Genomic DNA, 13,569 nt, shown 5'->3' on the forward strand with positions numbered 1-13,569 from the left:
TGGGCGACCGCCTTACTTCACCTCCAATACTTCATTGGGATCGAGGAAGAACATTTTCTTCCAGCCTTGAGTGGCGTCGTCCGCTCGCCATGGGTAAGGAAGCAATGTCAAAGCTGAATAATGCAGGTGCGGCGGCTTGCCCCTGGCATTGCCGGTATCTCCCACGGTTCCAATCGGCGTTCCCGTCCGCACCAGATAGCCGGGGTATACCGCCTGATCCTTGAGATGCGCGAAGTAGTGTACGCGCCATTTCGGACCCAGCACCGCCACGACTTTACCGCCTATGCCCAGTTCACCGCGAAACACTACGACCCCATAGGTCGGAGACACCACTGGCGTTCCTGCGTCTGCGAGGATATCTATCCCCTTGTGCACCCCGGATTTTCCCCAAGGCTCATACCAGAATGTATTGGAGTTCCAGTCTTTACTGGTCGCCCCCTGCACCGGTATGGTCGGAGCCTCTGGAGCCACAGCCCAAGCGATAAATATTCCCAATAAGACAAACAGCGCACGTTTCTTTTTCACAGGTCTATCCCAGCTTTGATTTCAATCGTCGCACTGGCGATAAGACAGTCCGCGATAAAGAGATTAAAGCGCCGACCTTACAAAGTCCTCGGACGCTGCGCAACCAGAGATGGGCGACAGGAGAATTAACGCCGCCATAATGCGGCGGCGTCAAAACGATAAGGAGACTAATGGCTAAGGACGCCTACTGCCGTCATCAGCCTTACCGAGAAACAGGGCGACGCCAGCGTCGCGGATCTGCAGCCCTTCGATTGTAATCAAACCATTAGGATCGGCTTTCGCCAACCCGCTCTGGTAAATCTCTGACGGGTTGTCCGGATTGGTCGCTTTATACAGATAAACGCCCTTCGGCTCCGCCTCAAAACTCTGCAAACCACGTAAGCTGACATCCGCCGTCACAATGCTGGAAGGGGCGTTCGCCCTGCCCATCTGCAGGCACTCCCGCTCCGGGTTAAAGCGAACGCACTTGCGCAGGCTGCGTAGCTTCAACGTCATGCGAAAGCGCACTGGCGTGTCGACAATTGTATGCGTGTCCCATGTCAAATACCCATTAAGAACACCCACTGCGTCACCGTCCATCGGTGAGCCGGAGCCTGGATTATCCGCGCCCTGTACATTGGTGAACACCGGGTAACTCTGGTTCTTGCGATAAGCGTAAATCGTGGAAAAGTCGATCATGGGGTCCCACTCGCCGCCCACAGGCGTATGGGTTTTACCGCTTTTGACGCGCTGGTCCCAAAAGAAATAGCCCAACTGCTTATTGGCTTCCATCGTCTGGTAGAACTCCGGCTTTTCATCCCAACTGACGACATTGTCGTTCTTACCATTGATGACATACATAATCGGTAAGTCGGCGCGGGCATGGTCCACCAGATAATTCAGGTTCAGACGGTCGTAAATCCATAACCCGTCCGGGTCCACGAATACCGTACTGGAAGGCATATCCCCCCATAAGTGATCGCCGTAGCAGCGTTCGGTTTCCCCAATATCCCATTGGTCGGACTGCTCACTATATGACGCGGCGAAATTGAATTTAGGCGCGCTGGCCATGACCGCCGCAAAGACTTCCGGCGACGCCACCGCCGTAAACAGAGCCCCAATGCCGCCCATGGAATAGCCGCCGGCGTACACTCTGTTAGGGTCAATGACTGGCTTCAGTTCCCCGTCAGTCTTGATCAATAACCCCTTCAGCCAGCCAATAATATGCAACACCCGCTGCCGACTGTAATCACGGATAATCACTTGTCCGTTGCTATTACGGGGCAGCTCTTGCGCACTGCAGTTACGAATGCCCAGGCGATCAGGATAGCCGTACCAGAAGTCATTCACGAACTCCACCGGCCCTCTTTCGCAGGAAGGTTGAGTTTGGTCTCCGCCACAGGCGTCTAGAAGGTTAGTGTTGAAGTCTTCCGGATAGTAGACAATCTCATCCTCAGCGGGATTATCAAAAGAGCCTGGTTTAACTTCAAATTCAGGGGTCTTGGTCGGGTCCGCCCGACGCGGGTGAAAGCCGACAAACAAAGGCTGACCAGTCTTGCTGAGATCGCCTTCAATGCCGAAGGTGAATGGAGAGCTGGGTGTATTGGAGAAGGCCTTCTGCGCGGCGGTGTCATAGTGCGCGCCCCAATGAGTAAAGTATCGTACGCCCCCTACGTTTTCCTGCAGAAAAGGCGCAGTTTTCGCGACGCGTTCATTACTGACCGCGCAACCGAAGGAAACCTCCTCCACGGACTCCAGGCGCTGGCCGCCGCGATTGGGAAATACGGCGTAGTAGGCCGTGGCGGTATCCTGCCTGATCGTGTGCACATACAGGCCTTCGCCTTTGGTCATAGGAAAGAACGGCGTGAGGAACGGTCGTCCCGACCTTCGCTTATTCAATCCTGAAGCGAATGCGGCGTCGCCGAGCAACTCGGCGTCTCCCACTAATACGGTCTGTGAAGCTTGATCCACCTGAAACGGCTGCGTTCCCCGATATATCTGATAGCGGACGCTGGGATCGTTGATTTCATTCCATTTGAGAAAAGTCTGGCCATCGCCATAAGCGCAGACGAGATCTGCGGCGAGGGTCGGGGCGGATATCATGGCGGTGATAAAAAATGCGCCGACAACTTTCCTCAAAGCCAGACGTTCGCCTGACTTCTCCTGATCCATGTTCATAAGTCATTCCCTTCTTGTTGTGATACGACATCATCGGTAAGACGCGTCGGAGATATCCAACCGTCTACAAAGGGAACGTAAACCGCAGACTGCGAACTTCTAACCTGGACCGGGTCGTCGCATCCATTACTACGTTAACAACTCATTCGTCACTGCTCAGTGGGCGGTCACAATATTACGTACGCATCCCACAGGGAGAGATTTCCTTCCTCCCCGGTCTCCGGGCCGTCGCCGTTCGCGTCCCCATCTGACCGACATCATGTTTCATTAACCAGGCAGACAGATAGCCTCCTGCTATATTGTCTGCATCGACAGAGCCTGCACATGTCAGGTCCTGTCTCCCGCGGCTAACCGCCGCGCAGGCGCATCCATTCGCCTCACTATTAACAAGAAGCTGACTGCTGGAACCGTTCCTTCGCGCCATCCTCAACTATAGGAAGATGTCCCCAGCCTCATCGCAATTGTAACGGGGTAAAATGATAATTCCACTCTTTTCAAAAGCTTAGCAAAGATCAGACCGATATACGGAGGCTCCGTATTTTTTACCCAAACGATAACCGCAACCTCCACGTTTTCACATGTCAACGCGCCAGGGCTTTATCACCAGCCCTGTTTGGTCACCATCAGATAAAAAATTCCCATAACGGCGATAAACGCCGGCCAACCCAGCGCATACCAGATGCGCATATAGGCGCGGTGGGGGTAATTGAATCCTGTCCCATCACGCACCGCCGCTTCCGCTCCGCGGGCGACCTTAATCTGCAGCCAGACCACCGGCAGCCAACACATTCCCACCAGGACGAACAGCGCCAGACTTATCCCTATCCAGGGCGTGGTGTATGGAATATTCAGCCAATGCAGCATCAGAAAACCAGTCAACGGCTGGATAATGACCGCCGGAGTGGTAAACAGCCAGTCCGCCAGCACCACGTTGCGAGCCACTGCGGCGATAACCCGCACATCGCCGCTACAATCCGCCCGCCACATGTAGAATGCCGTCCCCAGCCCCGTACCAAACAGCAAGGTGGAGGAAAGAATATGAATCAGTTTGACCAGGGGATACCACTCCATACGACAACGCCTCTCTCAACGCAGCTTTTCCACCGCCAGAAATACGCTCAGCAGGCACAGCAGCGGCAAATTCTTTAACAAACCGCCCAGAGGCTCCAGCCATACGGCCGGCGCCAGCAGGCCCAAAGCCAGCGTATATCCCAACGTGCACGCCAACATCAGTTGTCCCGCCAACGCCATATGACGACGGCTCAGCAAAAACACCCCCAGCGCGAGATCAACTGCGCTGGTTAACCAGACCATAGGACGCCATAGGAATTCGGGTAAGCCCATCGCCTTCAATATAGGCGAGAAGGTCTCGGGTTGAGCGCCGATCCCCGCCACGCCGGACAGCATCCACACCACGACCAGCGTCAGCCATATGGGCTCCCGCAACAGGTACAGTCTGGCGTGCCAGCGGTCCTGCACAAAACTGGCGGATGTTTGTAGATACCCCTTTACGGAGCGCGGCGCATAGTCGAATTTTTCACAGGAACGTTCATAGGCTCCCGGCTCGGCATAGTTACCCCGCTGCAACATGCCCCATACCGTATCATTAAGAGGGCCCGCTCCCAGCCGCTGCCCTATCCAGGCCACCAACCCGATTAACGATAAGGGAACAGAAACCAGTTTCGCAGCGGGAAACTTCAACCATCGCCGCATCAGCGTGAGATATTCCCGCAATGTAATGACTTCCGGCCCCACGGTATAAGCCACACCACTGGATCGCTCCAGACTTTGTACATCCTCTGTCCGCGTGGCAGCCTGCGCTACAACGCTCGCCAGATCCTCCAGCAGAATCGGCTGGATTTTCTGATCGCCAGAACCGGGGATAAACAGCAGGTAAGGCAAAGCCGCCAAGGCCCGCAGCAGAGAAGTGCCGCCATAAGAGCCTCTTTCCGATAACACGACCGAAGGCCGCAGCACCACTGCGGTGGGCAACGCCCGCATGAGGTAATCGTCAAACTTGTGTTTGGACGTGATAAAACCGCCGTCCTGCTCCGTCCCCAACGCCGAAACCTGCACAAAGCGCTCAACGCCGTTCTGCAGACAGGCTTCCACCAATGCTTTTGGCGCCTGAAAATGCACCAGATCGAAGTCGCCTTTGCGCGGCTCCCGCAAAATGCCGGCGCAATTAATCACAGCATCGACACCGCGCAGCATAGAGGACCAATCTTCCATGCGAGTAAGGTGATGCAGATCCGCCTGAACGAAGGTGACAGAATCTGAAACGGGGATATTCGCTCGCCGCCGCGCCACCGCCACCACCTGACATCCCTGCTCCAACAGCTTCTCCAGGACAACGCTGGCGATAAACCCGCCTGCACCGGTCAGCAGTATTTTCATGAGCCTTCTCCTCCGTGACTGAGTCTTGTCCACAGCTCATGGCTGACCCTGGCCTGCAGCAAGGCGATATCCTCTGAGGATAAGTGCCGCTCTTTCCCGTATTTTTCTACATATTCACGCCATTTGGCGTCATATTCGCGCCAAAAATGCTGCGCAGCCTCATCGAAGCGCCAGCCTTCGCCAATAACCAGGCGATACATGGCGATAGCTTCATCACGCCACCAGCTTTCGTTTAGCACGCACCACAGAGCGGACTCATTATCACACTGCGGAATAATCGGTTTTTGCGCCCTGAGCCAGTCATCAATGACGGCGTCAATAAGCTGGGATTTGTCGGGAAAATGGTTGTATACCGTGGGTTTGGATACTTTGCAGGCATTGACCACCATATCGATCGATGTCCCCTTGAAGCCCTGCTCCAGAAAAATCCCTGTCGCCGTCTCAACAATAAAATCTCGCTTCGATGCTCTTGCCATGCTCAGAATTTCACTTTATTTTAACTAAACAGTTTAGTTTAATTTTAACTGTTTCCATTATGCCTTATGGGCCCGAATAATACAGGAGAAAATCGCCATGATCCGCAGCAACAACGGTATGTTCGGCAGCTTCGGCGGCCGTTACGCCCCGGAAATACTGACGCCTGCTCTGATGGAGCTGGAACGACTATTTTTCAGTTTGCGCGACGATCCTGATTTTTGGCGAGAATATCAGACCCTGGCGCAGCAATTCAGCGGCAGGCCCACGCCTCTCACTCCCTGCGAACGCCTGTCTAAGGCGATTGGCGGCGCGCAAATCTGGTTAAAACGGGAAGACCTCAACCATTCCGGCGCCCACAAAGTGAATAACGTTTTGGGCCAAGGCCTTCTGGTGCGGCGCATGGGCAAACGTCGGGTGATCGCTGAAACCGGCGCCGGTCAGCATGGACTGGCCACTGCGATCATGGCCGCTCGTTTGGGTTTGGAGTGCCGTATTTACATGGGAGCGGACGACATCGAGCGTCAGTACGGCAATGTATTCTGGATACGTCGCCTGGGCGCAGAAGTCATTCCAGTCGCCACCGGCGCACGCACTTTGAAAGAAGCCATGGACGAGGCATTGCGCGATTGGGCCGCCAGTTTTGAAGACACCCATTACGTGCTCGGCACCGCCTGCGGACCTGCGCCTTTCCCGGAGCTGGTGGCTTATTTCCAGAGCATTATCGGTAAAGAGCTACAGCAACAGGCTCTATCACAAATCGGTCGCAATCCTGACAGCATCGTGGCCTGCGTCGGCGGGGGCAGTAACGCCCTGGGCGCGTTCGCGCCGTATATCGACCAAAGTGACATCGAATTGATCGGCGTCGAAGCCGGCGGACGCGGCCGCGAGGAAGGCCAGCACTCCATTCGTCTTCAGGAAGGGACCGGCGAAGACGGCATCGCCCAGGGCTTCAAAACGCTCTTCTTACAAGACGCCGACGGACAACTTGGACACACGCACAGCGTAGCGGCGGGACTGGACTACGTCGGCGTATCGCCGATCCTGGCCGACCTCACCCAACGCGGGCGATTGACGCCAGATTCCGCAACCGACGAGGAAGCCCTGACGGCGTTTGAGACATTACTGCGCCACGAAGGCATCATCCCGGCGCTGGAATCCTCCCATGCTTTGGCGGGCGGTTTCCGCCGCGCGGCCCAGATGTCACCCAACGAACATGTGGTGATCAATTTGAGCGGACGCGGAGACAAAGACATTTTCAATGTCGCGCGCGCTTTCCCGCATCCGGATTGGTCCGCCTTCCTGCAACGCGAGCTGGCTCGCCAGCCGGATTTCACAACGCAAACAACGCAAGGGGAGAACACCACCGATGTTGCCTGAAAAAAAACCACAAGAACTGCTGGTCATGTCCCATGCTGTGGTGGGCTACCCCTCTCTTGAAGCCAACCTGCCTGCGATTGACGGATTGGTCGCCGCAGGGGTGAAAATGATAGAGCTGCAAATTCCATTCAGCGACCCGGTAGCCGACGGCCCGACACTGGCTCACGCCTGCCATGTCGCCCTCAAGAATGGCGGCGGCGTTAGACAGGCGCTGGCGTTGGCGGCGCAAGTGTCACAACGTCATCCACAGGTGAGCTTTCTGTTCATGAGCTACCTCAACCCTCTCTACCGTTACGGTCTTGATCGCTTATTCACCGATGCGGCCGAAGCCGGCGTAAAAGGGCTGATCATCCCCGACCTGCCTGTGGAAGCCCTGGAGCCACACCTGCCGCTGCTGGATAAGCTTAGTTTGGCGCCAATCATGATGGTGACGCCCGTCACGCCCCCCGAGCGCCTGCGACGCATCAGCGCCGCCGCCCGAGGCATGGTGTATGTTGTCGCGCGAACCGGCGTCACTGGCTCGCAAACCCGTTGGGACGCCGAGTTCGACGACTACATAGCACGACTCAGGCGCTACACGAATCTGCCTCTTGCAGTCGGTTTCGGCGTACGCAGCGCAGAGGATTTACGCCAGTTGCGAGGGCGCGTGGAAGTCGCTGCGGTTTGTTCCCGTTATATCGAATGGCAAGGAAAACTTGGCAGTGACGCCGCTGCGGAGCGTATGGCGGAGCTATGTGAGGCGACGGCGTAATCCGTCGCCTCAATCATGGCTTACTCGCCTTCGCCAGAAAACGATCCAGTTGATTGGCGAACTCCATGCGGTCGCCGTGATTAAACGCGGCGGGACCGCCGGTGTGCTCGCCGCTGCTGCGCATGGTTTCCATGAAGTCCCGCATCATCAGGCGCTGGCGTATGTTTTCCTTACTGTAAAACTCGCCTCTGGGATTCAACGCATGGGCGCCTTTGTCTATCACTTCCGCCGCCAGGGGAATGTCGGCGGTGATCACCAGCTCGCCCTGTTCGACATGCTGCACAATATGGTTATCCGCCACGTCAAATCCCGGCGCCACCTGCAAACTGCGGATATATTGCGACGGCGGCGTCTTAAGCGGCTGATTGGCCACCAGAATCAAGGGAACCTTCACCCTTTCCGCCGCCCGGAACAGAATCTCTTTGATGACGTTCGGGCATGCATCGGCGTCTACCCATATACGCATGATTATTTCTCTTCAGTAAAACGTTAAAACACAGAGTCTAAGCGATGCCGCTTAGAAACGGAAAAGAAAGCTGCGTGCGCATAAAGACGGGGCTCGTAAGGATATAAGGCAGTCGCAATTGATCATTTATTGATCTAAAATAACTTAAAGCTATGGATTATAGAGGTACTTCATGGCGGTCACGATTAACGGCCCGGCGCTACCTTCGCCGAACGACGCGCAAATTCAGCGGAGCTTCGCCCGCATCAGTTCCGGTTCGCGTATTAACAGCGCGGCTGACGATCCCGCCGGTCTGTCCATCGCCACCCGTATCAGCAGCCGTATCAGTGGTTTCTCCACCGCTATTCGCAACGCCGGCGACGGCATTTCTCTCTCCCAGACAGCTCAAGGTTCATTGGGGCAGGTGACCGAAAATCTACAGCGTATCCGCCAGCTCGCCCTGCAAGCCAGCAACGGGGTATACAACGACAGTGACCGCGCCGCCTTACAGCAGGAGGCCGCACAGATTCTGGAAAGTACGCGCCAGTTGCTGAAGCAGTCCAACTTCAATGGCGTCAATCTGTTCGATTCGAGTGATGAACACCGCTTTCAGGCTGGCGCGGAAGGTGGAGAACAGATCGTTCTGGAAGGCCGTAATCTGGTGCAGGAGTTGAGCGACTTCGGTTTGGACAGCCTGGATATTTCCAGCCAGCAGGGCGCCATCAGCGCAGTATCCGTCATTGACGACAGCCTGCAAGCGACGGTTGATCGGGCCGCGCAATTCGGCGCCTTGTCAAATCGTTTCGAGGCCGGCATACGCGAACTGGAAACCGCACATCTCAATGCGACTGAAGCGCGCAGCCGCATCGCGGATACCGATATCGCCGCAGAAAGCGCCAACCTGGCGACCCAAAAAATTCTTACGCAAGCCCAGATCGCCATCCACGCCCAGGCTAACGCACAAGCGAGATTCGTCCTTAACCTCTTGTCTGGATAAGAATTCCCGCCCTTTCAAGGGAAGTACTATTACTGGTTTCGCCCTGGGTAATTTTCTACTACCATTTCGTTTTATCATTTGCGCACGAAAATAAAACGAACATGTCCGCTGACAAGCCTTTAAATGCGCGGCAAACCGCGATTCTCAAGCTCATCGAAAAGAATGGCGTCGCCACTATAGACGAACTAGTGGAAGCCTTCGACGTTACTCCTCAAACCCTGCGACGGGACCTTAATCTGCTGGCGGATTACAACCTGATCCAACGCTTTCACGGCGGCGCCACCTCCATTACGTCCACGGAAAACCTGTCCTATCAGGATCGACAAATCCGTAACCTGGAGGAAAAGGAAGCCATCGCCAGGGAAATTGCGCTGCATGTTCCTGATCACAGCAGTATGTTCATCAATATCGGCACCACCACCGAAACCATCGCCAAAGCGTTGATGAATCACAAAGGCCTGCAGGTAGTGACCAACAATCTGCATGTCGCCAGTATGATGAGTAAAAAAGAGGACTTTCGCGTGATCGTCACCTCTGGTGAGGTCCGGGCCCGTGACGGCGGCATTGTGGGTGAAGCCACCATGGACTTCGTTCAGCAGTTTCGCCTGGACTTCGGCATCATTGGCATCAGCGCCATTGACGAAGACGGCGCATTGCTGGATTACGACTACCGCGAAGTCCGCGTCGCCCAGGCGATTATCCAGCAAAGCCGGCATGTGTTTCTGGCGGCGGACCATTCCAAGTTCGGTCGCAGAGCCATGGTGCGCCTTGGCAGCATCACTCAGGCCAACATGTTCTTCACCGATCAGCGTCCCAGTGAAGACATAGAAACCATGATGAAGAACCACGACGTACGCCTGCATATCTGTACGCCTTAACAGCGTCATCGGGGAACGGGCCAGGGAACGCCCGCTCACCATCCCTGCTTTTACCGCTCACAGACCTATCTTCGTTTTTTTTCTTTTCTCTCCACATCACGTCATTCCGCCGCTACAGGGCAACTAATCCACTTCCGATAATCGACCTGAAGTTTTGTTTTCTCTTTCTCGAAGCATTCCCTCATCTGTTTTTCAGGCCACGGCTAACTTGCTGAATTTAATAATTTATTTTCATTTAGTTTCAAGTTGACGCTCTATAAAGCAGAGAATATTTAGAAACTGTCACAAAATAATTCGTAAATTTTCCTTTTATTTTCTTTTTTCTTTCGTTTAAACTTTAGTCAATTTTTAACCGCATGGAAAGGTTCCGAATAATGAGTGAGAAAATTTACGATCTTCTCGTGATCGGCGGAGGCATCAATGGCGTCGGCGTCGCCGTAGACGCCCAGGGCCGTGGATTGCAAACCGCATTGGTGGAAATGCGCGATCTCGCATGGGCCACCTCTTCCGCCAGCAGCAAATTGATTCATGGCGGCCTGCGCTACCTGGAGCATTATGAGTTCCGCTTGGTAAAAGAAGCGCTGAACGAGCGCGAAACGGTCTACCGCAAGGCGCCCCATATCGTGAAACCCATGCGGTTCCGCCTGCCTCATCGCCCTCACCTGCGTCCCGCCTGGATGATTCGCATCGGACTTTTCCTGTATGACATGTTAGGCAAGCGCGACATCCTTCCAGGCAGTAAATTCATTCGTTTTAATCAACCTGGCGCCGCCTTGAAGCAAGAAATCACCAAAGGTTTCGAATATTCCGACTGCTGGGTGGATGATGCGCGTCTGGTGGTGCTGAACGCGATGCAATTCCGTTCGCTGGGCGGAGATGTTTTCGTGCAGACCAAGTGTGTGGGCGTATCCCAGGAAAAAGGCCTGTGGCATGTTCAATTGCGCAACGAAGTCACTGGCGAAGAATACACCATGAAAGCCAAAGGGCTGGTCAACGCCGCTGGCCCCTGGGTGAAGACACTACTGACGAAAGAAATGCACCGCAGTAGCCCACGCGGTATTCGCCTGATCAAAGGCAGCCACATGGTGGTGCCAAAATTACATAACGAAGATGAAGCCTATATCCTACAGAACGAAGATGGGCGCATTGTGTTCGTGATCCCCTATCTGGATGAGTTCTCCATCGTCGGCACCACCGATGTGGAGCACAAAGACGCGCCGGAAACTGTCGCCATTTCAAACGAAGAAATAGACTATCTTTGCGACGTAGTGAACGCTCACTTCAAGAAGCAGATTTCACCCGCTGACGTCGTCTGGACATACGCTGGCGTACGCCCTCTGTGCGACGATGAGTCCGATTCCGCCCAGGCGATCACCCGCGATTACACCGTCGAGCTGGAGACTGAAGGCGAACTACCGCTGCTCTCCATTTTTGGCGGCAAGCTGACCACCTATCGCAAACTGGCGGAGTCAGCACTGAGAACTCTCAAGCCGTTTTATCCACAAATGGGCGCGCCCTGGACTGCAGACAGCGTACTGCCTGGCGGCGACCTGCCCGGCACAGTGGCCAACTACAGCCAGGGGCTACAGAATCGTTATCCGTTCCTGACCGCACGCACAGCAAAACGCTTCGCCACAACCTATGGCAGCCGCTGCGAGTTGTTCCTGAAAGACGCGCAATCGGGAGCGGATATGGGTCAGAAGTTCGGGGAAGGCTTTTTCCAAAAAGAGGTGGACTATCTGCTAGAGTATGAGTTTGCGATGAACGCTGACGATATCCTGTGGCGCCGCACCAAGATGGGTCTGTTCCTGAATGAAGACCAACAGGCCGCTCTGGCGGAATACCTCGCGGGGAAGCGCCCCCGGGCCGCTGAGCCTTACCAGCCCATGCAAGCGAGCGCATGAGCGGGAGGTCAAAACAGAACGGATAAACGGAACTGACGGAAAGTAACGCAAGCGACCGAAAGGGTATTGAACAATAATAAGCAGACTGCGGCGGCCGGGTGTTAAGTTCCAGACTGGCTTGCGTCGCCGTGGCCAAACATGAGAACGACGACTGTGAGCAAGTACATATTAGCAATCGATCAAGGCACGACCAGCAGCCGCGCCATTCTGTTTACCCGTGAAGGCCTGCCCGCATACAGCGTGCAACAAGAATTCGCCCAGCATTTTCCGAATGACGGCTGGGTGGAACACAACCCGCATGATTTGTGGGATACCGTCAAACGCGTTTGCAGCGCCGTTATGAAAGAGGCCGGGATTTCCGGCCGCGACATCACCTGCATCGGCATCACCAACCAACGGGAAACCACGGTAGTGTGGGATCGCCACACTGGCGAACCCATTTATAACGCTATCGTCTGGCAGGACCGCCGCACCTCCGCGTTCTGCGCAGAGTTGTATGAAAACGGTCGCGAGCCCCTGGTGCGCGAAAAGACCGGCCTGCTGCTCGATCCCTACTTCTCCGGCACCAAGATTCGCTGGATTCTCGACAATGTGGAAGGCGCGCGGGAAAAGGCGGAGCGCGGCGATCTTCTATTTGGCACTGTCGACAGTTTCCTTATCTGGAAGATGACTGGCGGGACTGTACACGCCACTGACGCCACCAATGCTTCCCGTACACTCCTTTTCAATATTCACAGCCAGCAATGGGATGATGAGCTACTGGATATGCTCAATGTGCCCCGCAACATGCTGCCGGTGGTGAAAGACAGCTCTGACGATTTCGGCGTGACCGAGCACCACTTCCTGGGATCGGAAATCCCCATCACTGGCGTCGCTGGCGACCAGCAGGCGGCCCTGTTTGGGCAGGCTTGCTTCACGCCGGGCATGTGTAAGAGCACTTACGGCACCGGTTGTTTCATGATCATGAACACTGGCGAAACCCCTCTGGAGTCCAACAATAAGCTGCTCACCACGGTCGGCTATCGGCTTAATGGCAAACCCACATACGCCATTGAAGGCAGCATCTTTATGGCCGGCGCCACCATGCAGTGGTTACGCGATGGCATCAGTCTGTTAAAAAGCGCCGGTGAAAGTCTGGGACATGCGCAACAAGTCGGACCGGACCATTCCGTATATCTGGTTCCCGCTTTTACTGGACTGGGCGCGCCCTATTGGGAACCCAACGCTCGCGGCGCCATCGTCGGTCTGACCCGGGATACCGGCATCGCCGAGATTGTCACGGCGGGCCTGCAGTCTGTGGCTTATCAGACTCGCGATTTGCTTGAAGCGATGAAATCGGATGGCGTGGAAAGCCTGGCGGCTTTACGCGTAGACGGCGGCATGGTGGTGAACAACTGGGCCATGCAGTTCCTCGCGGATATTCTGGACGTGCGTGTGGATCGTCCCTTCGTTACCGAGACAACCGCACTGGGCGCAGCGTTTCTAGCGGGTCTGAAAGCTGGCGTTTACTCTTCACTGGAAGAGGTGCAGGAACTTTGGCAATGCGAAAAGACGTTCCCACCTAGCATGGAGGAAGCGGTCGCCGACCGCCTCTACAAAGGCTGGCTCAACTCCGTGGAAGGCGTCCGCAATATGGCCAAGGCCGCCCACAAGAAATAGCT

The 13,569-nt window shown here is 55.3% G+C and carries 12 protein-coding genes; 6 read left to right on the forward strand and 6 right to left on the reverse strand.

Annotated elements, in window-relative coordinates; all coding sequences use genetic code 11:
• Positions 1-12: 12 nt before the first annotated feature.
• From EUZ85_RS01935 to EUZ85_RS01955, 5 genes are all read right to left on the reverse strand, one after another.
• Complete coding sequence (locus tag EUZ85_RS01935; RefSeq protein WP_127974273.1) at positions 13-525, reverse strand: M23 family metallopeptidase; 513 nt, start codon at positions 523-525, stop codon at positions 13-15.
• Positions 526-699: 174 nt separating this feature from the next.
• Entirely contained in the window at positions 700-2,682 is a 1,983-nt protein-coding gene (locus EUZ85_RS01940) for a S9 family peptidase (protein ID WP_127974274.1), read from the reverse strand.
• 600 nt (positions 2,683-3,282) lie between these two features.
• A complete protein-coding gene (locus EUZ85_RS01945; protein ID WP_127974275.1) occupies positions 3,283-3,753 on the reverse strand; it encodes a DUF2269 domain-containing protein in 471 nt (156 codons plus the stop codon).
• Between the two features lie 15 nt (positions 3,754-3,768).
• Complete coding sequence (locus tag EUZ85_RS01950) at positions 3,769-5,079, reverse strand: NAD(P)H-binding protein (RefSeq protein ID WP_127974276.1); 1,311 nt, start codon at positions 5,077-5,079, stop codon at positions 3,769-3,771.
• The gene (locus tag EUZ85_RS01955; protein ID WP_127974277.1) at positions 5,076-5,555 is read right to left on the reverse strand and encodes a TetR/AcrR family transcriptional regulator; all 480 of its coding nucleotides are present in this window, start codon (positions 5,553-5,555) and stop codon (positions 5,076-5,078) included. Before EUZ85_RS01955 ends, EUZ85_RS01950 begins: the two co-directional genes overlap by 4 nt.
• Before the next feature lie 97 nt (positions 5,556-5,652).
• On the opposite strand from EUZ85_RS01955, the gene trpB reads away from it, so the two are divergent.
• Positions 5,653-6,933 (forward strand): tryptophan synthase subunit beta, encoded by a 1,281-nt coding sequence (gene trpB, locus EUZ85_RS01960; RefSeq protein WP_127974278.1) that lies wholly within the window; start codon positions 5,653-5,655, stop codon positions 6,931-6,933.
• Positions 6,923-7,684, forward strand: coding sequence for a tryptophan synthase subunit alpha (gene trpA, locus EUZ85_RS01965; RefSeq protein ID WP_127974279.1), 762 nt, complete (start codon positions 6,923-6,925; stop codon positions 7,682-7,684). Before trpB ends, trpA begins: the two co-directional genes overlap by 11 nt.
• A 13-nt stretch (positions 7,685-7,697) precedes the next feature.
• Here the strand turns inward: trpA and EUZ85_RS01970 are convergent, their stop codons facing one another.
• Entirely contained in the window at positions 7,698-8,150 is a 453-nt protein-coding gene (locus tag EUZ85_RS01970) for a YaiI/YqxD family protein (protein ID WP_127974280.1), read from the reverse strand.
• A gap of 172 nt (positions 8,151-8,322) precedes the next feature.
• Here EUZ85_RS01970 and EUZ85_RS01975 point away from each other — a divergent pair, with 172 nt between their 5' ends.
• The 4 genes from EUZ85_RS01975 to glpK all read left to right on the forward strand — a co-directional run bounded on the left by EUZ85_RS01975 (position 8,323) and on the right by glpK (position 13,567).
• Positions 8,323-9,126, forward strand: coding sequence for a flagellin (locus EUZ85_RS01975; protein ID WP_127974281.1), 804 nt, complete (start codon positions 8,323-8,325; stop codon positions 9,124-9,126).
• A gap of 101 nt (positions 9,127-9,227) precedes the next feature.
• Complete coding sequence (locus tag EUZ85_RS01980; protein ID WP_127974282.1) at positions 9,228-10,004, forward strand: DeoR/GlpR family transcriptional regulator; 777 nt, start codon at positions 9,228-9,230, stop codon at positions 10,002-10,004.
• A 374-nt stretch (positions 10,005-10,378) separates the two neighbouring features.
• Complete coding sequence (gene glpD, locus EUZ85_RS01985) at positions 10,379-11,908, forward strand: glycerol-3-phosphate dehydrogenase (RefSeq protein WP_127974283.1); 1,530 nt, start codon at positions 10,379-10,381, stop codon at positions 11,906-11,908.
• Between the two features lie 153 nt (positions 11,909-12,061).
• Positions 12,062-13,567 carry a glycerol kinase GlpK gene (gene glpK, locus EUZ85_RS01990; protein WP_164887418.1) on the forward strand — a complete coding sequence of 502 codons (1,506 nt, stop codon included), beginning with the start codon at positions 12,062-12,064 and terminating at the stop codon, positions 13,565-13,567.
• The last annotated feature ends 2 nt before the right edge of the window (positions 13,568-13,569 follow it).

It is taken from the genome of Hahella sp. KA22, assembly GCF_004135205.1.
Classification (GTDB): domain Bacteria; phylum Pseudomonadota; class Gammaproteobacteria; order Pseudomonadales; family Oleiphilaceae; genus Hahella.

Bases quoted from the DNA above. Each gene is read 5' to 3' on its own strand.
- EUZ85_RS01975 (WP_127974281.1), top strand. From the start codon at position 8,323: ATGGCGGTCACGATTAACGGCCCGGCGCTACCTTCGCCGAACGACGCG.
- EUZ85_RS01945 (WP_127974275.1), bottom strand. From the start codon at position 3,753: ATGGAGTGGTATCCCCTGGTCAAACTGATTCATATTCTTTCCTCCACC.
- trpA (WP_127974279.1), top strand. From the start codon at position 6,923: ATGTTGCCTGAAAAAAAACCACAAGAACTGCTGGTCATGTCCCATGCT.
- trpB (WP_127974278.1), top strand. From the start codon at position 5,653: ATGATCCGCAGCAACAACGGTATGTTCGGCAGCTTCGGCGGCCGTTAC.
- EUZ85_RS01940 (WP_127974274.1), bottom strand. From the start codon at position 2,682: ATGAACATGGATCAGGAGAAGTCAGGCGAACGTCTGGCTTTGAGGAAA.
- EUZ85_RS01950 (WP_127974276.1), bottom strand. From the start codon at position 5,079: ATGAAAATACTGCTGACCGGTGCAGGCGGGTTTATCGCCAGCGTTGTC.
- EUZ85_RS01970 (WP_127974280.1), bottom strand. From the start codon at position 8,150: ATGCGTATATGGGTAGACGCCGATGCATGCCCGAACGTCATCAAAGAG.
- EUZ85_RS01980 (WP_127974282.1), top strand. From the start codon at position 9,228: ATGTCCGCTGACAAGCCTTTAAATGCGCGGCAAACCGCGATTCTCAAG.
- EUZ85_RS01955 (WP_127974277.1), bottom strand. From the start codon at position 5,555: ATGGCAAGAGCATCGAAGCGAGATTTTATTGTTGAGACGGCGACAGGG.
- glpD (WP_127974283.1), top strand. From the start codon at position 10,379: ATGAGTGAGAAAATTTACGATCTTCTCGTGATCGGCGGAGGCATCAAT.